This window comes from Peredibacter starrii, from assembly GCF_034259205.1.
In the GTDB taxonomy this organism is placed as follows: domain Bacteria; phylum Bdellovibrionota; class Bacteriovoracia; order Bacteriovoracales; family Bacteriovoracaceae; genus Peredibacter; species Peredibacter starrii.
In genome coordinates this window covers 848596-872593 of sequence record NZ_CP139487.1, presented here as the reverse complement: position 1 = coordinate 872593, position 23998 = coordinate 848596, and the positions used below count along the sequence as shown (strand labels likewise).

General features: G+C 43.3%; 20 protein-coding genes. 9 read left to right on the top strand and 11 right to left on the bottom strand.

Annotation, left to right across the window (positions count from 1 at the left end; all coding sequences use genetic code 11):
* The first annotated feature begins 8 nt into the window (after positions 1–8).
* Genes SOO65_RS04365 through SOO65_RS04355 form a run of 3 tightly spaced genes read left to right on the top strand, consistent with a single transcriptional unit; the run spans position 9 to position 3435 of the window.
* Entirely contained in the window at positions 9–1049 is a 1041-nt protein-coding gene (locus SOO65_RS04365; protein ID WP_321397537.1) for an ArsA family ATPase, read from the top strand.
* Positions 1039–2274 (top strand): glutamate--cysteine ligase, encoded by a 1236-nt coding sequence (locus tag SOO65_RS04360; RefSeq protein ID WP_321397534.1) that lies wholly within the window; start codon positions 1039–1041, stop codon positions 2272–2274. Before SOO65_RS04365 ends, SOO65_RS04360 begins: the two co-directional genes overlap by 11 nt.
* 18 nt (positions 2275–2292) lie before the next feature.
* The gene (locus SOO65_RS04355; protein ID WP_407676997.1) at positions 2293–3435 is read left to right on the top strand and encodes a trans-sulfuration enzyme family protein; all 1143 of its coding nucleotides are present in this window, start codon (positions 2293–2295) and stop codon (positions 3433–3435) included.
* Here SOO65_RS04355 and SOO65_RS04350 read toward each other — a convergent pair.
* Both SOO65_RS04350 and SOO65_RS04345 read right to left on the bottom strand, forming a co-directional pair.
* Positions 3409–4071 (bottom strand): hypothetical protein, encoded by a 663-nt coding sequence (locus SOO65_RS04350; RefSeq protein WP_321397528.1) that lies wholly within the window; start codon positions 4069–4071, stop codon positions 3409–3411. The two genes, SOO65_RS04355 and SOO65_RS04350, sit on opposite strands and share 27 nt — an antisense overlap.
* Positions 4052–5182 carry a hypothetical protein gene (locus SOO65_RS04345; protein ID WP_321397525.1) on the bottom strand — a complete coding sequence of 377 codons (1131 nt, stop codon included), beginning with the start codon at positions 5180–5182 and terminating at the stop codon, positions 4052–4054. Before SOO65_RS04345 ends, SOO65_RS04350 begins: the two co-directional genes overlap by 20 nt.
* A 157-nt stretch (positions 5183–5339) precedes the next feature.
* Here SOO65_RS04345 and SOO65_RS04340 point away from each other — a divergent pair, with 157 nt between their 5' ends.
* Positions 5340–6062: an HD-GYP domain-containing protein gene (locus SOO65_RS04340; RefSeq protein ID WP_321397522.1), complete on the top strand. Its 723-nt coding sequence runs from the start codon at positions 5340–5342 to the stop codon at positions 6060–6062.
* A 6-nt stretch (positions 6063–6068) separates the two neighbouring features.
* Here the strand turns inward: SOO65_RS04340 and SOO65_RS04335 are convergent, their stop codons facing one another.
* Positions 6069–7166, bottom strand: a complete 1098-nt coding sequence (locus tag SOO65_RS04335; protein WP_321397519.1) for a hypothetical protein — start codon at positions 7164–7166, stop codon at positions 6069–6071.
* A 138-nt stretch (positions 7167–7304) separates the two neighbouring features.
* Between SOO65_RS04335 and SOO65_RS04330 the strand changes: the two genes are divergently transcribed.
* On the top strand, positions 7305–7922 hold the full coding sequence (locus SOO65_RS04330) for a class II aldolase/adducin family protein (protein WP_321397515.1): 618 nt from the start codon (positions 7305–7307) through the stop codon (positions 7920–7922).
* Here SOO65_RS04330 and SOO65_RS04325 read toward each other — a convergent pair.
* The 4 genes from SOO65_RS04325 to SOO65_RS04310 form a co-directional block, all read right to left on the bottom strand.
* A complete protein-coding gene (locus tag SOO65_RS04325; protein ID WP_321397512.1) occupies positions 7887–8924 on the bottom strand; it encodes a hypothetical protein in 1038 nt (345 codons plus the stop codon). The two genes, SOO65_RS04330 and SOO65_RS04325, sit on opposite strands and share 36 nt — an antisense overlap.
* Positions 8924–9763, bottom strand: coding sequence for a DUF455 family protein (locus SOO65_RS04320; protein WP_321400176.1), 840 nt, complete (start codon positions 9761–9763; stop codon positions 8924–8926). Before SOO65_RS04320 ends, SOO65_RS04325 begins: the two co-directional genes overlap by 1 nt.
* Positions 9732–12356 carry a helicase-related protein gene (locus SOO65_RS04315; RefSeq protein WP_321397510.1) on the bottom strand — a complete coding sequence of 875 codons (2625 nt, stop codon included), beginning with the start codon at positions 12354–12356 and terminating at the stop codon, positions 9732–9734. Before SOO65_RS04315 ends, SOO65_RS04320 begins: the two co-directional genes overlap by 32 nt.
* Positions 12357–12480: 124 nt before the next feature.
* A complete protein-coding gene (locus SOO65_RS04310; RefSeq protein WP_321397507.1) occupies positions 12481–13665 on the bottom strand; it encodes a M28 family metallopeptidase in 1185 nt (394 codons plus the stop codon).
* 123 nt (positions 13666–13788) lie between these two features.
* Here SOO65_RS04310 and SOO65_RS04305 point away from each other — a divergent pair, with 123 nt between their 5' ends.
* On the top strand, positions 13789–14772 hold the full coding sequence (locus SOO65_RS04305; RefSeq protein ID WP_407676986.1) for an NAD(P)H-dependent flavin oxidoreductase: 984 nt from the start codon (positions 13789–13791) through the stop codon (positions 14770–14772).
* A gap of 2 nt (positions 14773–14774) precedes the next feature.
* Positions 14775–15287 (top strand): DUF4442 domain-containing protein, encoded by a 513-nt coding sequence (locus SOO65_RS04300; protein ID WP_321397500.1) that lies wholly within the window; start codon positions 14775–14777, stop codon positions 15285–15287.
* On the opposite strand, the gene feoB is transcribed toward SOO65_RS04300, so the two are convergent.
* Both feoB and SOO65_RS04290 read right to left on the bottom strand, forming a co-directional pair.
* Positions 15271–17133 (bottom strand): ferrous iron transporter B, encoded by a 1863-nt coding sequence (gene feoB / locus SOO65_RS04295; RefSeq protein WP_321397496.1) that lies wholly within the window; start codon positions 17131–17133, stop codon positions 15271–15273. The two genes, SOO65_RS04300 and feoB, sit on opposite strands and share 17 nt — an antisense overlap.
* On the bottom strand, positions 17130–17375 hold the full coding sequence (locus SOO65_RS04290) for a FeoA family protein (protein ID WP_321397493.1): 246 nt from the start codon (positions 17373–17375) through the stop codon (positions 17130–17132). The genes feoB and SOO65_RS04290 overlap by 4 nt, the downstream gene beginning before the upstream one ends.
* A 110-nt stretch (positions 17376–17485) precedes the next feature.
* Here SOO65_RS04290 and SOO65_RS04285 point away from each other — a divergent pair, with 110 nt between their 5' ends.
* Both SOO65_RS04285 and SOO65_RS04280 read left to right on the top strand, forming a co-directional pair.
* Positions 17486–19015 carry a 5'-nucleotidase C-terminal domain-containing protein gene (locus SOO65_RS04285; RefSeq protein ID WP_321397490.1) on the top strand — a complete coding sequence of 510 codons (1530 nt, stop codon included), beginning with the start codon at positions 17486–17488 and terminating at the stop codon, positions 19013–19015.
* Positions 19016–19071: 56 nt separating this feature from the next.
* Entirely contained in the window at positions 19072–19824 is a 753-nt protein-coding gene (locus SOO65_RS04280) for a DNA/RNA non-specific endonuclease (RefSeq protein ID WP_321397487.1), read from the top strand.
* Here SOO65_RS04280 and SOO65_RS04275 read toward each other — a convergent pair.
* Together SOO65_RS04275 and SOO65_RS04270 are read right to left on the bottom strand one after the other, a co-directional pair.
* On the bottom strand, positions 19775–21835 hold the full coding sequence (locus SOO65_RS04275; RefSeq protein ID WP_321397483.1) for a PAS domain-containing protein: 2061 nt from the start codon (positions 21833–21835) through the stop codon (positions 19775–19777). The genes SOO65_RS04280 and SOO65_RS04275 overlap by 50 nt on opposite strands.
* Before the next feature lie 129 nt (positions 21836–21964).
* Positions 21965–23992: a M3 family metallopeptidase gene (locus SOO65_RS04270; RefSeq protein ID WP_321397480.1), complete on the bottom strand. Its 2028-nt coding sequence runs from the start codon at positions 23990–23992 to the stop codon at positions 21965–21967.
* Positions 23993–23998: the final 6 nt, after the last annotated feature.

Genomic DNA, 23998 nt, shown 5'->3' with positions numbered 1-23998 from the left:
GATTGAATGTGGGCCTCGAAATCAAATCGTTCGAGATATTTTGTGGTACGGGCGGAGTTGGTAAAACAACTCTGGCAACGTCGCGCGCCCTCAATCTTTCTCAGATGGGAAAGCGAGTTCTTCTCATCACCATTGATCCCGCCAAACGTTTAAAAGATCTTCTTGGTTTGAAAGGTGAACACGTCGGTGACGTGACTTCGGTTGAACTTCAAGGTTTGAAGCTTGATGCTCTTCTCATGTCTCCGGAAAAAACCATTCAGCGCATGGCCCGTCAATACAACACTCCTGATCTGGCCAGTAACCGCATTGTTCAAATTCTTTCCCGTCCCTATGGTGGAATGAATGAAATTTTGTCTTTGGTCGAAGTGCAGATGCAATTTGAGACCGGAAAGTATGATGTGGTGGTCTTAGATACTCCACCAGGTGCACACTTTCTGGACTTTTTGGAAGGCGTAGGTAAAATCCGTTCTTTCTTTAATCAGAACTTCGTAGAGATTTTTAGTTATCTTTCACAGAAGACCGCTTCTGCCGGTAAAAAAGTTTTTGGTTTTGGTCTTATCAATAAAATCGTTTCAAGTGGTGTGAGAAAACTCCTGGGTTATCTTCAAAACGTCACAGGAGCAGAATTTATTGATGATTTCATCCAGGCCATTCACATTATTTATCAATCACGTGAAGCTTTCATGAAGGGGCTGGCCCTGCAAGACAAATTAAAGTCACGCACAGAATGTAATTGGTTCTTAGTGACGTCGGTAGAGCAAGGAAAGGCCCAGGAAGCAGTGGAAATGAAGTCCCACGCCAGTGAGTTTATTCATCAAGACCATTATCTGGTGCTTAATAAATGCCTAGAGCAGGAGCTTAGAGGCTGGTCTCCGAGTGATGAATCGCTGAATAATGTAAAAAAATCCCTAGAGGGTAAAGAAATATCTTTGAAACAACAGTTAAGAGGGTTATTTCCAGAGGTACTGGAATTCCCTGAGGTGATTAGTCTCTCACCTACAGATCATATTCAACATCTTACAGAAAAATGGAAGTCCTATGTCGTTTAAAGTGAACACGAAGGCAGAGCTTGAACAGTTCTTCTGCCATAACCTCAATGCCATCAATGAATGGATTGATAAGGCCCAGGCGGCCCTGCCCCAACCCCTTACTTCAAGTGTTGATGTGAGAGAAAGTAAAACGAAGTTTGCTCCCGTAGATCACAATATGTATCCGGCCGGTTTCAACAACCTTTGCAGCAAAGATCTTCTTTTCTGTGCAGATCACTTTCGTGAAAGATTTGATCAAATTAAACCAAACTTAAATCGCGTGGGAATCCTTCCGGAATCTCATACAAAAAATAAGTACTATCTTGATCACTTGTATAAACTCAAATCAACCATTGAGATGTCAGACGCGAATGTGATTTTCTTCTCACCTGATTCAAACCTGTTTGTGGAAATCGGTGGAGATGTTGCGGTCCTTGAATCTTTCTCGGGTCACAAGATTGAAATTCACCGAGCTCAAGTTCAGGACGGTCAGTTCATCTCTTACACTCCAGGTGTGAAATTTGATTTTGAAGCAGTTGTTCTTAATAACGATCAATCAGTTCCTCTGGAAGTTGATTGGAAATCAATTAAGACCCCTGTTCTTCCTTCTCCGTATGTTGGATGGTTTAAACGCCAGAAGATCCATCACTTCAAACACTACCGTGAGACCGCCAACGCTTTCGCTAATCACTTCGGCATTAATCCCGATTTGATTCAGGCCCACTTCTCATACGTTGAGAACATTGATTTCAACACGAAGGAAGGTCTGGATGAGCTAGGAAATGAAGTAGATAAACTTCTGGCCACTCTTCCGGCCGGTTCATCAGTATTTGCCAAGGCCTCGCAAGGGACTTACGGCATGGGGATTTCAGTGGTTTCAAGCGGCGAAGAAATTCGCTCGATGAACCGCAAAGGCCGTAACAAAATGGATGTTGGCAAAAACAACCTTAAGTTCACATCAGTTCTGATCCAGGAAGGTGTGGAAACAGTGGTTAAATATGACGATGCACCGGCAGAAGTAACGATCTATCTGGTTAATGGAAAGAGTTCTGGTGGCTTCATGAGAACAAATCCTCTAAAAGGCACGCAGGCAAACCTTAACTCACAAGGTATGATTTATCAGAAACTTTGCCTTTCGGATGTTAAACAAGATTGCGATCATAAAATAAAGGAAGCTGTGTACTCGGTGATTGCCCGCCTTTCGACCCTGGCCGCTTCGTATGAAATGAAAGAATTGATGGAGTAAGTAATGAGTATGAAAGAAATGAAATTCGAAACGAAAGTTATCCACGTAGGTGGCGAGCCGGATCCAGTAACTGGCGCGATCATGCCCCCTATCTTCCAAACTTCGACTTATGTGCAGAGTTCTCCAGGTGAGCACAAAGGTTATGAGTACACACGTTCTCACAACCCGACTCGTACTCGTCTGCAGGAGTGTCTTGCATCACTTGAAAATGCTAAGCACTGTTTCGTAACAGCTTCTGGTCTTTCAGCTTCTTCACTTATCATGCATATGCTTCCAAAAGGTTCAAAGATCCTTTGTGGGGACGATGTATATGGCGGTACTTACCGTTTGTTCTCAAAAGTTTTCAATGACATTCACCAATACAAGTTCGTAGATACGACTGATCTGGTGAAACTTGAAAAAGAAATCAACGAGACGAAGCCGGCACTTGTTTGGCTTGAAACTCCAACAAACCCTCTTCTTAAAATTTCAGATATCAAGGCGATTGCGGCACTTGCTAAAAAAGTAGGCGCTTTAACTGTTGTAGATAACACGTTCATGAGCCCGTATTTCCAGAACCCTCTTGATCACGGTGCTGATATTGTTCTTCACTCAATGACAAAATTCATCAACGGTCACTCAGACGTTGTTGGTGGGGCATTGATGTTTAACTCTGATGAAATCAAAGAGAAAATCTTCTTCTATCAGAATGCCATTGGCCCATCTCAGTCGCCATTTGATTCATGGTTAGTTATCCGTGGGATCAAGACTCTTGCCGTAAGAATGAAAGCTCACCAGGAAAACGCGATGAAAATCGCTAACTTTCTTGAGAAGCATCCGAAAGTTGAAAGAGTTATTTATCCTGGTCTTAAGTCTCACCCTCAATATGAACTTGCTCAGAAGCAAATGAAGGGTGCCGGCGGGATGATTACATTCTTCATCAAAGGTGGAATTGATGAATCTCGTAAATTCCTTGAGAACGTAAAACTATTTGCTCTTGCTGAATCACTTGGTGGTGTTGAATCTCTTGTGGATCACCCGGCCATCATGACTCACGCTTCGATTCCTAAAAATGTAAGAGAAGGACTAGGTATTTTTGATAACCTAATCCGTCTCTCAGTTGGTATTGAGGATTGTGATGATTTAGTGAAGGACTTAGAGCACGCTTTTAGTCGCGTCTAATGTTGTTTTAACAGGAACTTCAGGAGGCGTTGTTAACTTCGCTTCCTGATTTTCTTTCTTAGGATCTACCGGTGCCGATGGAACAACCGGAGCAGGAGTTACTTCCTTCGCCTTCTCAGAGAAAATATCCGGAACTTCTGTATAGCGGCTGAACACCACTGAATCATTCAAATATTTCTTCATTAAAAGATAAGTACAAAAAGTTTTTCCGTGATCTGAATTTAGATTATCGCGGTCACCTTCAGCAAAAATCAGACCATCGTCTTGAATCACATCCATCATGTCGAAGTATTGTGAACAAAAGTCTGATGTGTCTTTCGATTTGTCCTGGTGAATGCACTCAGACTCTTTCTTGGCAACATCAACGCCTGTGGCGGAAGTTACTTTGATGTGAACCGGCTCACGACAAACATCCACGATCCATTCTTTCGGAAGATATTTTTTATGTGAGATACGAACGATACAGTTCTTTTTATCAATCACAAATTCTTGTTTCAGAAGACCAAAGAGCGGGCCCTTCTGAACCATTTTCATTTTGTAAGTAGCATCCAAACAACTCTTAGAGCTGAAACGGGTTTGTGCAAAAGCACTACTTACAAGCACTAGAAATAAAAAACTAAACTTTATGAATGCCATGACGGTTAACCTCCATCACTACTACGGTCGCGTCTTTTGTTAGGAACTGACTTTCCTTCCCGTCTTTTAACTGGAAGAAAAGCTCTGACAAGGTCTCAGAAGCGTTCAACTTCTCATGACTTTTTAGGAAATCATGAATGTTTTTATTGGGATGCCCTTCTTTCCAATTAAAGATGAATCCCGGAGAGAAAACAATAAATTTCTCTCCTTTAGAAAGCTTGTATCCTTTATCGCGGGCCAACTCAATGCGACCATTCTGTTGACTATATAACTCAGGCTTGTTTGGTGAATGAAGTTTAAGCTCTAACGTGCCCAGGTCTAATTCAAGAACCGTCACTTCTACTTCTGATTTTTTCTTCTTCGCTCCATTAATGGTCTCAATCTCTGCCTGCGCGTCTTTCAAAAAGGCAGCAGGATTAAAATCCTTTTCACGGTGCTGCCCAAGAATTCCTAAGAGCGCACTTGAAATGAGGTATGACTGACTGGACACCATGATTTGGTAGACCTTTGAAGGAGTTTGATGAAGATCGTAAAACTCTCCACCGCCGCCTTCACCTGCGGCATATTTATTTGAGAAAGAAACACCTTTGATTTCGTCCGTGCGGCGAGGAACCAGCATCTCATGGATCTTCTTCGCCTTCACCATTTCAACTTCAGCGTTTTGCAGGACCTGATCAAGCTCAATACTAAATTGGGCCATGTGCTTCTGAAGCATTCTTTGATCTTCAAGGAGATTCCAGAAAAATTGGAGTTGGTTTGAAAGCATGGTCCAGTTGAGCTGAGGCATCGGCAGAGAGTACTCTCCAATGATCTTAGTTAAGAAGGCCGCTTCGTTTTGTACCCACTCTTGCGCCTTCACGTTACTTTGCTCGTGAAAGAACACAGCACCTAAGAAAGTATTCATGATGGACTTGAAGGTCTCACGTGCTTCGACTGGCCGACTTAAAATCGTTTGCGTATCTACTAATAGAAATTCGCCACGACGTTTTAATTCTAGGGCATTAAAGGTTTTAAGGTCCAACACCTGGTGATTCTCGAAGAAATCGAAAATCGAAAAGCCCTTGGACTCGAGCTCAGGTTTCAGATAGTTGCGTTCATCCAAAATGATCATTTGCGGCACCTTCATGGTATCTAAATCACAATTATTTTATGTACTTAGGGCTTATTTGGGGGACCCCCTCATTTTACCGTTTATTTTTCTGCAAAACAACCGAAGAGAATTTATCAAGTGGAAGGTTCTTTCACTGTTTTTTTAGTTGGATGAAACTATGAAAAAAAATAATGTCTTCGAGCTGCCGACAATGAGTACTGCTCTTTCCCTCTTGGGAATGGCAGCACAAGTAGAAGCATTAAAAGATGAAAACAAGAAAATCAGTGAACAGGCCGCTCGCACAATCCTTAAAGCTCTCGATGCTAAAGACAACTATACATTTGGTCACAGTATGCGTGTTGCCTACTTCTCACTAGTAACAGGTGCAGAGGCAGGACTTTCACCAGAAGAAATGTATGAGCTGGAGCTATCTGCTATTTTCCATGATATCGGCAAAATCGGAACTCCCGATGCCGTATTGAATAAACCTTCTCGCCTCTCTGAGGAAGAATTCCAAATCATGAAAAAACATCCGGAGAATTCTTACGAAATCCTGAAAGACTTTCCGATGTTCCAAAAAATCGCCGACAACGCCCGTCTTCACCATGAGCGTTTTGATGGTAAAGGTTATCCGCTAGGTCTTAAAGGCGAAGATATTCCGACTGCCGCAAGAATCATTCTTATCGCTGACACATTTGATGCTATGACTTCGACTCGTCCTTATCGTAAAGGACTTCCATATGAAGTTGCCTTCGAAGAACTAATTCAATTCTCAGGCACTCAATTCGATCCGCATCTTGTAAAAATGTTCATTCAAGGTATGAAGAAGGAAGCGCTTAAAGGCGAAGATCAATTTTTCATTCCACTTATGGACAAGAAATTCGACAAGAACGCAGCTTAACTGTTTCTAGTTACAGAACGCCGTCTTAGCACTGCTCGACACCATTCTATTCTGAGTGCTCTCACAGCCTTTTTGTGTCTCATAGATATTCACCGGATGACATTCGATCGCTTTCTTTAAGAACTGAGTTGAAGCCGCATTGTCTTCACAGATCTTATAGCTGGGAGCATCTACACATGCCCAGTGTTTACCTTGGCAATTATAGACAAGACCACGACCACGATATTCATAGTCAGGTGGGGCCACGTATTCTTTGATTGTTTTCTTGGGTTCAGTCCCCTTTGCCTGTTTCTCAAGGTCCTGAAGAATCTGGTCAGTCAGATTGTCATCAGAAGGAGTCGCCTCACCATCAATTGTGTCCATTGAAACCGATGGAGTCGTCTCAACCGGAACATCCGTGATTGTTGAATCAGAGGGTTCTTCGATTGCAGGAGTTGTGTTTTCTGGAGTTGCTTCGGAAGGAACTTCTGTCGAAGTCACATCAACTGGAGAATCCGGAAGTGTTTCCGTGGTCGTTGTTGATTCGGTCGCCACTGTTTCACTTGGAGCTGTCTCAGTTGGCATTGTTTCGGCCGGCGTCGTCTCCGTTGGAGTTGCTTCCGTCGGTGTTACTGGCGCTTCTGTAGCAGGCGTCGTTGTATCAACTGTCGCAGGAGGAGTTTGTTCTGCTGGCTTTGTCTCCGGACGACGTCTTGATACTGGAGGTGGAACCGGAACATTTTCTGCCGGTTCTTCTTTAGGGATGATGTAATCTTCTGCTAGGAAGATGACGAGACCCAGTCCAATCACTGCTTGAATGATACGACTGCGCTTTTTCTTTTTTGCTGCCTCATCATCAAGAGCAGGTTCTTCTTCCTCTGCTACGGCCTTCTTTGGCTTAGCAGGCTTCGCACTGAGTGATTGAATTTTTGCTTTTAATTTATGAATGAGAGATGCATTTGAAGCAGCAGCCTCTTCGGCCTCTTCTTCCAGTTCCTCAACTGAAGACAAATCAGTAGCACCCGTCGCGTCCTCTGAACGTGATGACTCATCTGCTTCTGAATTTTCCTCTAACTCGTCGCCTTCTTCTTCTTTCTTTTTAAGAAATGGAAGTTTGGCCTTCAAGTCATTGACGATTTTATCGAGGATAACCGCTCCTATTTGAATTGGGTCTTGTACTTAGACTATGTTATCCAGTATTCTCATTATAAGGCAGCCTGTGGCATTTGCAATCAAATCCCATAGGAGATCAAGGACTTATCTGTGAATACCAATCGTGACGAAGGCGTCATCAAGTTCAAATTAACACTAAAACGGGCACCAGCACCTGAAATGAACCAGGTCATTGCCTTGGAAAAGTGGCGGGCGCTGTTTTTTAAACTGGCACTCATTGGTGAATATCCGATCGACAAGATCGGCTATGGTAACCTTTCTTCTCGCATTGGAAAGAAGACTTTCATTATCACCGGAAGCCAAACTGGGCACCTGGCCCATCTTCAGGCCCATCATTATTCGAAAGTGATTGAATGCGATCTGAAAAAAGGATCGGTCACAGCGGAAGGTTTAATTCCTCCATCAAGTGAATCCCTCACCCACTACGGCATGTATGAGGCGAATCCAAATATCAATTACGTGTTTCACGTTCATCACCAAAAACTTTGGGAGATGATGTGTAACGGACCGTTTGATTATATTTCAGATGATGTTCCTTACGGAACTCAGGCCATGGCCGAAGCCGCTTCTCAGTTAATGGGAACTAAGACATCCGGAATTTTTGTGATGAAAGGTCATGAAGACGGAATCATTTCTTATGGGGCCACTCCAGAAGAGGCCGGAAAAATTATTCTAGAGCTCTACCGGAAATTGGCAGTCAGGCAGTAATTCTTTCAATTCAACAAAACGTTTCTTACCATTCTCTCGGTCACTGGCCGAGAGAAAATACATTTCGTAACGTGAGTCACCTGGAGACAACTGAATCATGGTTTTATCCACCGGAATCACTTTGTGCTGAGTGGCCTTGGCAAGTAAGAAAGCACACCAAGGAGTGGTCGCAAATTTTTCTGCCAGCAGATAGCACACAAGTCCCATCGTGCGGCGATAATTAATCTCACTCATCGCGCGGATTTTAAGCTCCCCTCTTTCCAGATAAACAAATGAATCGATGGAGAAACCATCCACCGCGCCTTCTGCACGATAGAAGCTGATAATGCTCTCTAATTGCTCTTGAAACTTGTCCCATTCGGTCTTGGAGATTTCTGAATAGAAGCCAAGATTCTCAATGGAAGCATTTTGATAATTATTGAAAAGAGTTCCTCGGTACTGAAACTTGCCGTCGACAAGATTTTGATAACAAATCTTTTTTCCATCAGGAAAAACGTAATGGGAAAAATCGTACTTACGATCAAAGAACGGCTCAACAATGACAGCACCGTACTTCAAAAGCGGCTCCACTTTATCTACGGCGCATTTGTTGAAGGTCACAAAATTTTGACCTGACATTCCGAACGGATTCTTCGCAAGATAAAGGCGATCATCCAACCCATTCAGTTCTTCGAGTGAATGAATTATATAGGTATGATCACACCACTTTTGATCGATAATAAATTTTGAACTTTCTATTTTGGAATTGAGCTTTTTCTCCAGAGGTAAGTTTACCAATTTGCCCCAGAAATTTTCGGCCTGTCCTTCTTTCTTAAGAACCGGTTTTCTACCCGTAATCGCCTCAACATAACCGAGATATTCTTCAGTGTATTTTTTAGAAGTGATCAGCGGACGTTCATCCACAAAGAACGCCAAAAACTCCAGCGCCTGATTAATAACAGGTGCCGGCCTATTAGAGAAAAGAACACTCTCGTAATCAGCATTAAATTTGATGGATTTCATTACCACCGCTTTGTGATTTTAAAATCATCTTCAAAGAGATCAAGCTTATGAGTGAAGTCGGCATCATTCATCGCCCGCTCATGAATCTTAGGATCAAAACCAATGCCTTTACTTCGGGCCGGAGTCAGCGGGAAAGGCAGGCTTTCCAGATAGTAGCTCCAAAGATCCTTATCTTCGCGCCACTTCTTCATCCAGTGAGATCCAAAGGCCACATGGCTGATTTCATCTTCCAGCACGATGTCTAGAATATCGGCGGTTTTCTCATCACCAAAATCACGGAAGATCTTGGCATAGTACTGAGCAAAATCCAGGTTCGCTGCTTCGAAAGTCAGAGACATCACGGCCGTATATTGATTGGGCGTTTTCAGTTTGGTCATCTGACGCCAGAAGAAATCATTCAGCGGAAAATCACCAAATTGATAACCGAGCTCATTTAAACGAGCGATATAAAGACCTAAATGCTTTTGTTCGTCTTTTAAGGCGGAAACAATTCCACGCTTAAACCGAATGTCTTCTTCAGTTTTATGAGGATAAATCAAAAGCGCCGCTGCCATCATCTCAATGGCAAGTAGCTCGTGATTAGCGAAGCTATGAAGAGCAATTGCCTTCTTCTCAGCAATGTTTAGGTTCGGAGCTTTAGGAAATTTGATTTGATCTGCGGAGAAATTAATAGGTGCCGCTCGACCAGGTAAACTAGGAAGCTCGATTCCCTTCCATTCGTCCCAGTTAATGGCAGCAGAAAAATACTTATCCTCCAGAGTCGTGCCCTGGAGGATAGTTTTAGCATATTCAAAATATGAAATTGGATTATCTGTGTTTTCTAAAGGCTTTTGCGGCATCACTCTTTCCTCCGCCACTTCTCTTAGGTCCGCCGCTACCTGGACGAGAAGATCTTCTCGGTCCACCACGGTCTGAGCCTGCAGAGATACCACTTCGCTCGCCACCTGGTCTACCACCAGATTTACCGCGATGTGGACGTTCACCTCGACCACCATCTTGTCGACCACCCTCGTGGCGACCCTCTTCACGAGAAGGACGACGGCCGAAACGGCGTTTTGAGAAACACTCATCACAGATGTTGAAGCGGGCATTTGCCGGCATTTTACATCCGCAACTTGAACAAGTTTTAGAGATCTTGTCAGAAAGAAGCTCATTAAGTCGTTCAATGGCCTTTGTCTTGTTCTCTAATAATTGTCTCTCATCGTATTCAAAGTTCTTTTGATTGAAGTGACGAGATAACCATTGGAACAACTCAACACACTTAATTGAAGTCTCAAGATAATCAATGTTGTCCGACTTTTCATCAATCGGTTCATTGTAAATACTCTGATTGCTCACATAATGATTAAGAATCCACATGTAGTACTGAACGTGTTCCATAAGGCCCAAGTTCACAGGAGCACAAGCAAATCCGAAGATCTCCGCATACGTGAGTGTTCGGTTCTCGTCAGCCGCTTCCACCATCTCAGCAAGCTCAATCATCTCCTTCATATCTACGCAGTAGAATGGTTTTTGGAAAGTCATGGTGTTGAAGAGACGCAGGAACTCAGAAAGCGAAAGAATCGGAAGTGAATTCGATTCAAGGGCATGGTTCACAGATGAGAAGATATCTAAATCCGGACCAACCATCGCTTTATCACTCTGACCTAAGTGGTGAGAGAGAGCATTTCTTAGAATATGTAACCCATCTTCCACACGGTTTAGTGTAGTCACTTCACCGACCGGGAAACGTTTAAAACGTCCGGCACGCCCGGCGATCTGCTTGATCTCCGAGTATGTAAGGGGGTTCTCTTTATCATCTACAAACTTAGATAAAGCTGAGAAGACGATACGTTTTACTGGAAGGTTCATCCCCATGGCGATGGCATCAGTTGATACCATGATATCAGTTTCACCTTCGTCGAATTTACGGGCCTGCTCACGACGAACTTCCGGAGAAAGACGTCCATAAACAATCGATACTTTAAAATCAAGTTCTTCAAGATCAGCTTTATATTTCAGAGCATTTCTACGAGAGAACACAATGAGGGCATCGTTTTTCTGCATCTGCGAAAGCGGAATCTGATGATTCAGAACATTGAGTTCTGTCATACGTGTGTATTCACGAATTTCAAGCGTATCACCACAAAGGGCCAGGATCTTTTTAACAAGTTCCAGGACAGAGTGGTCACCACAAAGATGGATTTCATCGGCCTGAATATTCACCAGAGCGCGGGTCCATGCCCAACCTCTCTGAGGATCTGTTAACATTTGAATTTCATCGATGACACAGCAATCAAACTTTTGCTGAAGCTTGGCCATCTCAATCGTTGAAGAGAAGTGAGTCGCATCAGGAACTTCGATCACTTCTTCACCAGTGAGAAGTGTGGTCTTAGCACCTTTAAGGTTCATCGTATCGTATAGTTCTGAGGCCAGAAGTCTTAGAGGCGCCAAATAGCAGCCCTTCTTCGCTTGAACCAGGGCCTCAATAGCATGATAGGTTTTACCCGAGTTAGTTGGACCCATGTGATAAATCACACGACGGTTCATTCGACGAGCATCAGCGTGTAGCCAGAACTGTCCGAGATAATCTCTTAGAATCGATGAAGATACGTCTTTGCGTTTAAGAGCTAGAATCGCTTGTGTGAAGCGCTCGAATTCCTTTCGGAGGAAAACTTCTCCCTTCCAGATGTTGGTTTCGAGTTGAAGATAGAAACGATCGTACTCTTCTGCTGAGACCAGTTCAGGCTTAAGTCCCTGCTCTACTAAAAGAGTGTTGAAGAAGACCGTTAGTTTCTCTTTATACACTTTTCCTAGTTCAGACTTAGAACCGAACTTAGTACGAAAGTGGTGCTTCACTTCATTCTCAAGTTTATTAACTGAAGAACGCTTAAGCTTATTTCTTAACTGATGAAAGTTTTTATCAAGGTTCTTTTTCAGATCAAACACAGCGTTTGAAATATCGCTGATGCGTTTAACCAGTACCCAGTCATGAAGTTTTTCTTCAATCTTATCGATCATGCCAGTTTGAGTGGCGAATACCGCTTCTCTTACCTGTGTACGATAATCACCTAGACACTGAACACACTGACAGCTGAGATCTCGGTCATTGAGTTTAATATCAAAGTTTAATTTTACGAGATTTTGAGTCTCAAGGTGCTTGGCGATCTTTTCTTCTGACCACGCCTTATAAGTCTCCTTATAAGATTCAGTCATCTCGCGACTAAACTGACCATCCACCACGACAGGATATGTTGAAGTCACTGGAAAGATAAAATCTTCCACTAGTGCGGTTTCAACAATCGCTTCGCGATCAAATACTTCGCGAATACGGCCGAATGCTTTTTCGAAAAGAGATTCTAAGGAAGGATGGGCATCGAGCATTGCTCGAGTATCAACTGCGATAGATTCGAGGGTGTTTAAAACAATCTCTGAATCTTCGAGAGGTCGCATTCTGGAAGACTCGTCGTCTCCCAGAATACTGGTCGTTATTAAGGCTTTACGTGAAGTTTCTAAGTTAGTGCGGATGTCCTGATAAAGGGACCTAAGTTCATTGCTCAATTTGTTCCAAATCTTGTTAGTTTGCTAATTCTACCACGAAAGCCGTGGCCAACTTAGCAAATTTAGCAGCGTGCTTCGCATCACCGCCAGAAGTTTCTAGAGTATCCTGAGCAGTGTGGATTCTTTTGTTACTCTCATCCATAGTTGCCTCAAATGGAATTGAAGCTGGGTAGCCATTGGCGGTCCATGAAGCGTGATCAGAACAGCCGTAACCACAACGAGAATAACCCCAAGGAACTTTCACATACTCATCTACCAGTTTACCGATGAATTCATTTTGGGCCTGGTTGGTATAATCTGACATAAGAACGATGTCTTTATCAGCTGTACCTTTGTAAAGAGTCATATCAAGTTGCATAACTCCTACAACCTGAGCACCTTTCGCCTTATAAGAAGCAGCAATATCTTTTGAACCAAGAAGACCAACTTCCTCGGCCGCGTAACCCATGAACTGGATCGTGCGCTTCGGCTTGAAATTGTTATTCATCAGAATACGGATAACCTCAGTGATTGTTGCGATACCAGAAGCGTTGTCATCAGCGCCTGGAGCACGTCCGCCACCGCCGAAGAAGCCCGCGATTGAATCTGCGTGACCACCAAGTACCACCACTTCATTTGGACGTTCAGAACCCTGGATCGTCATGATGATCGAAGCTTGTGGCCAGTTTTTGTGTTTGAAAAGTTCAACCGTCACATCATTTCTGTTACGAGCAAGTCCGGCCCATACATCACGAATGAACTCAGAAGATTTAACACCTGTATCAGATTTGTAGTAACGAGTGTTGAAGTTTGAAAGCTTAAGGATCATGTCGCGAATTGATGGCTCAGCAACTTGAGACACCATCGGACGAACCATTGTCGCCTGATTGATTGTGTAATCAGAGAAGATAGCACTCTTAGCAAAGTACATTTCACCTTGCTGAGAAAGAGCTGTTACGGCCTCTTCTTGAGACTCATGGGCCATGAAACCACCACAACGATTAAGCTCGTGGTGAATTACCTCAGAAAGTTGCTCAACTTCTTCGGCCGTGAGTTTCACGACTGAAGCGCCTTGGGCAGAGAAAACTGTTTGAACTGATTTGTTAAGTTTGGGACGGATTTTGGCGAGAACCTGGTTGTCGACTGTCAGCCATTGAGCCTTGGGAGCTGCGAACGCTACGGTAGAGAGAGTGAGGGCCAATAATCCTGACAATTTCTTCATTTCATCCATCCTTGTATTAAAATGATTGGTATAATTAACCCATAATTCAAAGTTGTTTGGGAAGTGAAACTTCTATGACTTTGCCTTACAATGACACATGTGCCCAATCCACACAGGAGCAGTATGAAAACGAAACTTACAGAGATGTTGGGAATCGAATTACCTATTATCATGGCCCCAATGTTTCTTGTTACTAACACTAAGATGATTGTGGCAGCGGCCGAAAATGGAATCGCTGGTTGCATTCCGGCCCTGAATTTCAGAACGATTGAAGAGCTTGAAGCTGGTATTAAGGAAATTAAATCTCAAACCAATAGGCCTTTTGGTGTGAACATCATCGTTAACAAATCAAACATTCTGGCGAAGAAACAACTTTATAAGTGTCTTGATCTGGGCGTGAACTTCTTCATCACTTCTCTTGGTTCTCCTGAGGAAGTGATTCGTGAATCTCACAAACAAGGTATTAAAGTTTTCTGTGACGTAATCGAAGAAAACTACGCGAAGAAAGTTGAAGATCTGGGTGCTGATGGAGTGATTGCTGTGAATTCAGGCGCGGGTGGACACTTAGGTAATATTCCCGCAAGTGTACTCATTCCAGGTCTTAAATCAGTTTGTAAAATTCCGGTGATCTCGGCCGGTGGTGTGGGAACCGGTGCAGGGATTGTTTCAATGCTTTCGCTTGGTGCTGATGGACTTTCAATCGGCTCACCTTTCATCGCCACTCACGAATCTCCGGTTTCTCAAGATTACAAAGACGCCTGTGTGAAATATCGCGGTGAAGATATTGTGGTCACAACAAAGCTCTCAGGTAGTCGTTGTACTGTGATCAACACTCCTTACGTGCAAAAAATCGGTACCGAACAAAATATCGTGGAAAGCGTTTTGAATAAAAATAAGCAGCTTAAAAAGTATGCCAAGATGCTGACTTACTACAAAGGTATGAAGGCACTCGAGAAGGCCGCATTTAGTGCTAACTACAAGAGTCTTTGGGTGGCCGGAAGTTCGATTGAATTCACGAAAAAAATCGAATCAGTAAGCGACATTGTAACGAGATATAAAACAGAGATGAAAGAAGCTCAGACTAAAATTAATTCTATCTTGGAGTAATTATGAAAGCAGCATACAAGCTCATTGATAAACTTCTCGCGAACCCCACTCCGCTCAATATCATGGCGTTGGATAAGGTTCTTAAAGTAGGAATTCCTTTCAATGCTCCTCACGGTTTTAAAATTAAAACTCTAAACCGTGATGCTGTGATTATTGCCCTTCCCAATAAAAAACTAAACCACAATCACCTTGGCGGTGTTCACGCTTGTGCCATGGCCACAGTGGGAGAATACGCGGCCGGTTTATCACTTCTTCAATCTTTCGGGATTAGTAAGTACCGTTTGATCATGTCTGATCTTAGTGTGAAATACACTTATCAGGGTCGAGTGGACCTGGAAGGTGTTTGTTCTCCAACTCAGATCGATGTGGAAAAAGTGCGCGTGGGCCTTGAAACCGAGGGGAAATACTCTCAGCCGCTTAAGACCATTATCCGTGATTTAAATGGCAAAGAAGTGGCGGAAGTCACCACTATTTGGCAGTTAAAGAATTGGGAACAAGTTAAAACCAAAGGTTAATTAGCATTCGAGCGAGAAACGCGAACAGATAGGCCAGCGCCAGGGTATAGCTCACCATGATGAGTGGCCACTTAATTGAATCCGTTTCTCGCTTCATCACCGCAAATGTAGAAATACATTGTGGAGCAAAGACGAACCAGATCAGAAGTGCCACCAGAGTTCCCAGACCAAACTGCTGAACCAGTGCGGCCGACATGTTCTTCTCGAAACCTTCTGCACCCTCTTCAATTGAAAGCACCATTGAAAGCGCACTCACCACAACTTCTCTGGCACCAATACTTGGAATAAGAGCTGTTGTAATTCTCCAATCAAAACCAAGTGGTCTGAACACCGGCTCAAATACATGCCCGATTGAAGCAGCATATGATTCTTCGATATGAGAAACACCATCTTTTTGCGGGAATGTCACTAGCACCCAAATAACGATACTAATCACAAGGATAATTCCACCGGCCTTCTTTAAGAAGATCATTGCCTTGTTCTTCATCACAAGAAGAAGGTTTTTGATCTTCGGCACGCGATACGGAGGAAGTTCCATCAAAAGCATTGAAGGAGAAGAGTGAGGAAGAGTTTTCTTGAACACTAACGATACAACTAACGCTGAAACAAAGCCCAGCATGTAAAGACCAAAAAGAACGAGCCCGGGAAGCTTCAACCACGGAAGTCCAAAGACCGCCACATTCGGAATAAGAGCACCGATCAAAATAGCATAAACCGGAAGACGGGCCGAACAGGTCGTAAGAGGAATCACGAGCATTGTAATTAAACGCTCACGGTAATTATCAATCACTCGAGTAGAAAGAATTCCTGGAATCGCACAGGCGTGAGAAGACAGAAGTGGAATCACTGACTTCCCTGGAAGACCGATCTTTCTCATGAAAGAATCCATCAGGAAGGCAGCACGACCAAGATATCCAAGATCTTCCAGGAACTGAATGAACAAGAAGAGGAGAACGATTTGCGGAAGGAAAACGAGAACGCCACCCACTCCACTAATAATCCCATCAACAATCAAACTCTTAAGAAGTTCATTGTCGATATAAGTTGAGGCCATCTCTCCCACAAATCCAAACATTGCTTCAATGCCATCCATTAACGGAGAGGCCCAAGTAAAGAGAGTTTGGAAAACCAGAATCAAAAGCGAGAACAGAATCACAATTCCCCACACCGGGTGAAGAACCAGACTATCAATGCGCTCACTAAAAGTATCAGGTTTAAGCGGAGTAATGGTCACGTCTTTCAGAAGACCATCGATGCTTTTAAAAATGCCATTCACGTAAGCTGGAGAACGGAAAACCTTCTGAGCATGCTCAGGCATGTTAAGTTCTAGCTTTTGTTTTTTAGAAAGTTCTGTTTTAAGCGCCTTAACGAGATCCGAAACCCCCTCACCAGTTGAAGCACTGGTCGGAACAACGATGGCATTTAATTGCTTGGCGAATTCGTCCAGGTTAATTGAAAACTGACGCTTCTTTGCCTCATCAAATAGATTGAGAGCAATGATAAGTGGATATCCTAGTTGTTTAAGCTGGAAAGCGAGGAACAAAGATTTCTCTAAGTTCGTGGCATCCAATACCAAAACGAATAAATCAGCGCTACTTTGTGATTCTTTTTTAAGAAGGAAGTCTTTTGTGACCTTCTCATCAAGAGTTGTGGCATCTAGTGAGTAAATCCCTGGGAGGTCGATCACTTCAATGATCTTTTCTCCACCTTCGCTGACCCATCCGGTTTTCTTCTCAACCGTCACACCCGGAAAGTTTGCTACACGCTGAAAACTTCCAGTTAGTTTATTAAAAAGAGCTGTTTTACCCACATTGGGCATACCGACGAGGGCAATACGAGGGATCATTTCAGGACCTCAACTAAGACGAGAGCGGCTTCCTCTGCAGAGAGGGCCACCATACGACCGCGAACTTCAACCAGGACTGGCTCTTTAAAAAGCGGGGCCTTACGAGTAACTCGAATGATTTCACCGTGGATAAATCCTAAATGCATCAGTCGAGATTCGATATCTGATATCTCTCGCTCGTCATGAATAGGGAAAGAGCGCACCAACAACTTTGTCTGCATCGGCGCTTGGTTGATTGTCATGTTAGTTTGGTATACCAAACATCGAGGCATTTGTTAATTAAAATCTCCACATTTCTGAACTGGCCAAACTTGTAAATGATTGGATAATCATGTTCAAACCTGGAGGAACTATGAAATCGGTCTTGTTGCTCGCCACAGTTGCTTGTTTCACAAGCAGCGCTCTCGCCTATACCAAGGGCAAAACTTATAAGCTCACAATTCTTCACACAAACGATCACCACGGAAGATTTTGGTCCAACCGTGACGGTGAAGTTGGTCTCGCAGCTCGCGCCACTCTCATTAAACAACTTCGTGAAGAAGCAAAAACAAACGGTGCAAGCGTTCTTCTATTAGATGCAGGTGACGTAAACACAGGTGTTCCTCAATCAGATATGCTGGACGCTGAACCTGACTTCAAGGGAATGAATGCCATTGGTTATGATGTGATGGCCGTTGGTAACCATGAGTTTGATAAGACGCTTAAAACGATTTATCAGCAAAGAAAATGGGCCGGCTTTCCATTTGTTTCTGCTAACATTTACGATAAGTGGACCAAGAAACGTGTGTTTCCTTCTCACGTAACTAAGAAATTGGGTGATTTGAAAGTGACGATCTTCGGTCTTACAACTGAGGACACTCCGCTTAAATCAAATCCCAAGAATACTGCCGATCTAAAATTCACAAAGTCTGTGGAAGAAGCGAAGACTTTAGTTCCAACTCTTCGTCCGAATGCTGATGTCCTGATTGCACTTACTCACGTTGGTCACTATCCGGATGAAAAACACGGTGCTGATGCTCCAGGTGACGTCACTCTTGCTCGTCAGGTAAAAGGCATCGATCTTATCGTTGGTGGTCACACGCAAAAACCACTGTTCGAGCCAGATATTCAAAACGGCACAATCATTGTGCAAGCTTATGAATGGGGTAAATACGTTGGTAAGGTCGATCTGGAAATTTTGGACGGTAAAGTAACGCTTAAAAGTTACAAGCTAATTCCGGTAAATCTTAAAGACACTGCTGAAAAAATTAAGCCTGATGAAAAAGTAGAAGCTCTTCTTCGCCCTTATAAAGAGCGTGGAGATAAAACTCTTCTGGTTCAAATCGGTAATGCTGATTCTGAATATATCGGTCGCCGTGATGTTGTTCGATTCCAAGAAACAAATCTTGGTAACCTCGTGGCACGTGCTTACAGAGAGAAATTTAAGGCCGACATTGGTCTGACAAATTCCGGTGGAATCAGAGATTCAATCTACCCAGGTAAAATCACCATCGAAACAGTGGGAATGGTTCTGCCATTTGGTGGCGAAGTTGTTTCAACTGAAATGACTGGGAAGGAAATCAAAGAATTTTTCGAGCACGTCATTTTTAAATTAACTCCAGGTTCTGGAAGTTTTGCTCAAACCAACAACGTAGATATCGTTGCAGACAAGAAGACGAGCAAGATCAAATCATTCAAAGTTGGTGGTGTTGATCTTGATGAGTCAAAAAAATACCTCATGGCGTTACCTGAATTCATCGCAGCTGGTGGAGATAAGTATCCAGCAGTTAAGTTCCGTAAATTTGGTTACGTAGATGCTGATTTGTTAAAGGAATTCATTGCTTCTCAGAAAGAAATGAAATCTTCTGACTTCGCTCCAAGAGGCAGCATAAAAATCGAGTAATTTCCTCAAACAAACTCTGTTAGGAGATTATTCCTTTATCATTTATTCTAAGTAGGATGAAAAACATAAAACTGTTCATCCTACTTCTTTCTCTTCCTCTAACTCTCCTCGCGAGAGAAGAAATCATCAAACGAAAATACTACACTCTCAGCTATAACGAAGACCATGAGGTCGCGAACTGGGTGTCGTATGAATTAGAGAAGAACAATCTTCGAAATTGCACAAAACGCACAAATAGTTTTCGAATTGATCCAAACGTTAGCACTGGCTCAGCAACTCCCAATGATTACGCCAACAGTGGTTTTGATCGCGGACACTTAGTGCCGGCCGGTGATATGAAAATTTCTGCTGAGGCCATGCGAGACACATTCTTCATGAGCAACATGACTCCTCAGCCTGGAAAATTTAATCAAGGCAGATGGGTTCAGCTCGAAAACCTCATGCGTGCTTGGGCATCTAGATACGAAAAGATCTGGATCGTGACTGGACCTGTTTTAGAGAAGGGCCTTCCCACGATGGGTAAGGACAATCAAATCTCTATTCCAGACAAATACTTTAAAGTGATCCTTAGACAGAACGGTAACTCATATCAAGGTATTGCCTTTCTCATGGAGACTTCTGTTCCTCACGCTAATCTGAGGGCCTACACCATGAGTATTAATGAGGTCGAAGAAATCGCGCAATTAGACTTCTTCCAGTTCCTCGATAATCGTATCGAAGAACAAGTAGAAGGATCTTTTGATTTAAAGAATTGGGATTTTAATGCGAAATTTGAGTACTTACCGTGTCAAGCTTCGGTAGCTCAATAACGAACGTCGTATTAGGTGCTTCGTCCTGATAGTACAACTTCCCTTTATGCTCTTCGATGATCCCTCGTGAAATACTGAGACCCAGACCAGTCCCCACGCCGATATCTTTGGTCGTGAAAAATGGTTGGAACAATTTCTGACGAATGGTCGAAGAAATTTTTTCTCCGCAGTCAGTGATCTGAATACGGTACATAGTTGGAAGCTCTTCCATCTTGATCTTAATCCATGGATGCGGATACGAAGACGTAGCTTGGTAAGAGTTATTAATAAGATTCAGCAATACTTGTGAAATCTCAACCGGACGACAATTGACCGTCGAATCATGCTTTAAGTACTGCACATCAACCGAGGTGCCATTGTTATTGATTCGCTCCTGACAAATATCAAGAGTCTCTTCCACGATCTTATTCAGAGAATAATTCACTTTCTCGTCCATTGAAGATTCACGAGAGAAGCGTCTCATACCATTCACAATTCGCGAAATTCGTCCCACTGTCAGATCCATCTTTTCAATGTACTGAAGAAGAAGTTCTGAACTTAAAGACTGACGAGATGAATGACGGCGAAGAAGGTCGATATAACCTTTAATAATACTCAAAGGGTTATTGATCTCGTGAGCAATACCACCGGCCATCTCTCCCAGAGCTGAAAGTTTAGAGGCCTGAGTAAGTTTCATCTCAGCTTCTTTACGACTAGAAATATTCTCTGCCATCACAATCACACCACCAATTTCCTGGTTGGCGTTTTTCCACGGCTGAATCGCCCAACGAAGCCATAATTCGTTTCCTGGAGCGAACTCCACCAGATCCTCATCACGACTCAGGATTTCGCCCTGGAGGGCCTTTTCCATCGCTTTAATCCAGTCTGGACGGAAGTCAGCACGAACATTCTGACCTTCGCGAGCGCGACCAAAATTCTGCCACTCCTCTGCCCAACGAGAACTGAAGGCAAGGTATTTAAGATCTTTATCGAACATCGCAACTGGAGTTGGAAGTGATTGAATCATCGCTTTCAACTGTTGCTCAGAAATGATTACACTTTGTTCCCACTTCACAACTGGAGTAACATTAACGTTTACGCCAATCACGCGAAGAGGTTTACCATCGCTGGTCCTGTGAATAATACAACCACGGTCAAGACACCACTGAATGTCCCCTGACTTTGTCAGCATTCGGAAACGACATTCGTAGAAAAGAGTCTCACCTTTTAAATGTCTATCCAGTTCTTCAAATACTCTTGAAACATCATCCGGATGCAGACACTTTTTAAATGTTTCAATCGTCTGAGGAAGTTCGTTGTAGTTGTAGCCCAGTTTTGTGTACCAGGTTTTATTTAAAAGAAGTTTGCTAGAAGATAAGTCCCAATCCCACTTACCAACTTGAGCGCCCTCAAGGGCAAGATCCAGACTAAGCTTCGCTTCGTTGAGATCGTCGAGCTTTCTTTTAAGATCGTTCTCAAGATAGTTAATACGGTGACGAAGTTCTTTTTCGTAAGTATGACGTTTTTCAGATTCTATTAAACGGCCGATGAAATCCGAGCTACTTGCCGCAAAGTTTTTATCTTGAATGTCCCACTCTCTCGGACCACCAATGTATTCACAGCAAAGGATTCCAATCATCTCTCCATCAGAAAAGATTGGAGCGTCCAGAAGTGCCCTTACATTTAACGGTTTCATATAGGAGTCGACCATCTCGGAAGTGGCCTCATCTTTAAAAGTATCGTTACTGACAAGTACTCTTTCTGCGCGAAGGTGTTCGAAGTAGATTGGTAACTCTGCTCGCTTTAAAATCGAGCCTTGAGTAGGAACCCCGTTCGCCACAAAAGTCATCTCTTCGTACATCGCTTCTTTATCGATGGTATAAAACCATATGCCGATGCGTTGAACGTTCATTACTTCATTAATTTTTTGGCAGATGATTTCAAGCGCGCGATAACGACTAGACCGGTAGATCTCGGTGTTCTTCGCAAACCAGCTTTGAGCGGCGTGATAAAGTTCAAATTTATCTACCATGACAGGGCCTTCCTGAGACGAAAGATTCGGGAATTCCGCAAGTTAACGCCTAATTGAGTTGGAGTAAACTCAAGAAATCTTTAAATTCCTAGAGGGAAAAAGTACGGGTGCCTAAGCACCCGTTTTTCTTTAATGAAGACCGGCCCTACGAAGGAGAGCTCCCACATCTGGCTCTTGCCCTCTGAACTTCTTATAGAGCTCCATAGGGTGTTCAGTGCCACCTTTCTCGAGAATGAACTCGCGAAACTTATTGGCCACTTCTCGATTGAAAATACCCGAAGTCTGGAAGAATTCGAAGGCATCCGCGTCCAGAACCTCGGCCCATTTGTATGAATAATATCCGGCAGAATATCCGCCAGCAAAGATGTGTGAGAACGAAGTAGAAATACTTGTCCCAGGGATCTTGGGAAGTAGTGTTGTTCTATCTACCGTCTTTGTTTCGAACTCTCCGATGTCTTTAATCGAATTCGGATCGGCCGTGTGGTAGGCCATATCAAGGAAAGCGAATGTTAACTGTCTGAGAGTTCCCATGCCTTCCAGGAATTTTCCGCTCGCTTTGATTTTCTGAACCAGATCGGCCGGAATTTTTTCACCAGTTTCATAGTGAACGGCGAAGATATCCAGACACTCTTTTTCAAGCACCCAGTTCTCCATAATTTGCGAGGGAAGTTCCACGAAATCCCAATACACATTGGTACCAGATAGATCACGGTATTTAACCTTTGAAAGTAGACCATGAAGGGCATGACCGAACTCATGATAAAGAGTCAGCACTTCATCTAAAGTCAGAAGCGATGGTTTCGTTTTTGTCGGCTTAGTGAAGTTACACACAATCATAATGTGCGGTCTTTCAACTTTACCTTGATACATCCCCTGCTCTTTAATTCCCGACATCCACGCGCCTCCGCGTTTTGTTGGACGAGGGAAAAAGTCAGTGTAGAAAAGACCAACGAATGCGTTGGTTGCTTCATCGAAAACTTCAAAAGTTCTTACGTCAGTGTGATACTTTGGAACGTCGAAAACTTCTTTGAAAGTAAGTCCGTAAAGTCGTTTTGCGACCTCAAAAATACCATCAACCACGTTCTCTAACTTGAAGTACGGACGAAGCATTTCATCGTCCATGTCCAGTTCACGCTTCTTTAAAATTTCCGAGTAGTAAGCAGTATCGTATGACTGAAGATCATTAATTCCATCTTCCGCTGCAAGTTTCTTCAAGCGAGCTACGTCTTTTTCGGCATGTGGTTTTGCCTTACTAAGAAGCTCCTCAAGAAAGTCCATCACCTTCTTAGGTGACATCGCCATTCTTTCTTCCAGCACGTAATCAGCGTGGGTCTTAAAACCCAAAAGCTGAGCACGCTCAGTGCGAAGTTTCAGGATCTCTTTCAGAGTTTCCTGGTTATCGTATTTTGTATTAAACGTTTTTGAAGAGCTTGCAGTTAGAAGAGTTTTTCTTAAATCGCGCTTCTTCGAATACGTCATGAATGGAAGCATACTTGGTACGTTCAAGTCAAAACACCAGCTTCCCGTCTTGCCTTTTTTCTCGGCCAGTTCAGCGGCGGCTTCAATCACACCTTCAGGTAGTCCATCAAGATCTGCCTTATTTGTGATCTCCATCAGATAATCATTCGTGGCCTTCAGAACGTTTTGAGAAAAAGTCAGAGTGAGCTTCGCGAGCTTCTCGTCCATCACTCTCATCTGGTCTTTCTCGCTTTCAGCAAGAAGAGCACCATTTCTCACGAAGGACTTATAGGTCTTCTCAATAATTGTCATCTCTTCCGGATTAAGACCCTGATTCATGCGAGTATCGTAACAGGCCTTGACCTTCATGAAGATTTTTGGATCGAGGGAAATATCATTTCCAAAACGAGTCAGGATTTCTGAAACTTCGGGAGAGATTTTTTCCAGTTCATCCGAGCACTCGGCTGAATGGAGATTGAAGAAAATTCCCGCGATGTAATCCACTTGCTCCGTGATATCACCCTTCTCCACCACCACGTGCTGAAAATCAGTGCGCTTATCATTCTTGAATGTCTCTAACTTTCCTTTGGCAGTTTCGATGGCGGCATTAAGCGCTGGAAGAAAATGCTCGGGAAGGATTTTATCAAATGGATAGGCCCCATGGCGTGCCTTGGGTGTTTCTAATAGTGGATTCTGCATAATTTC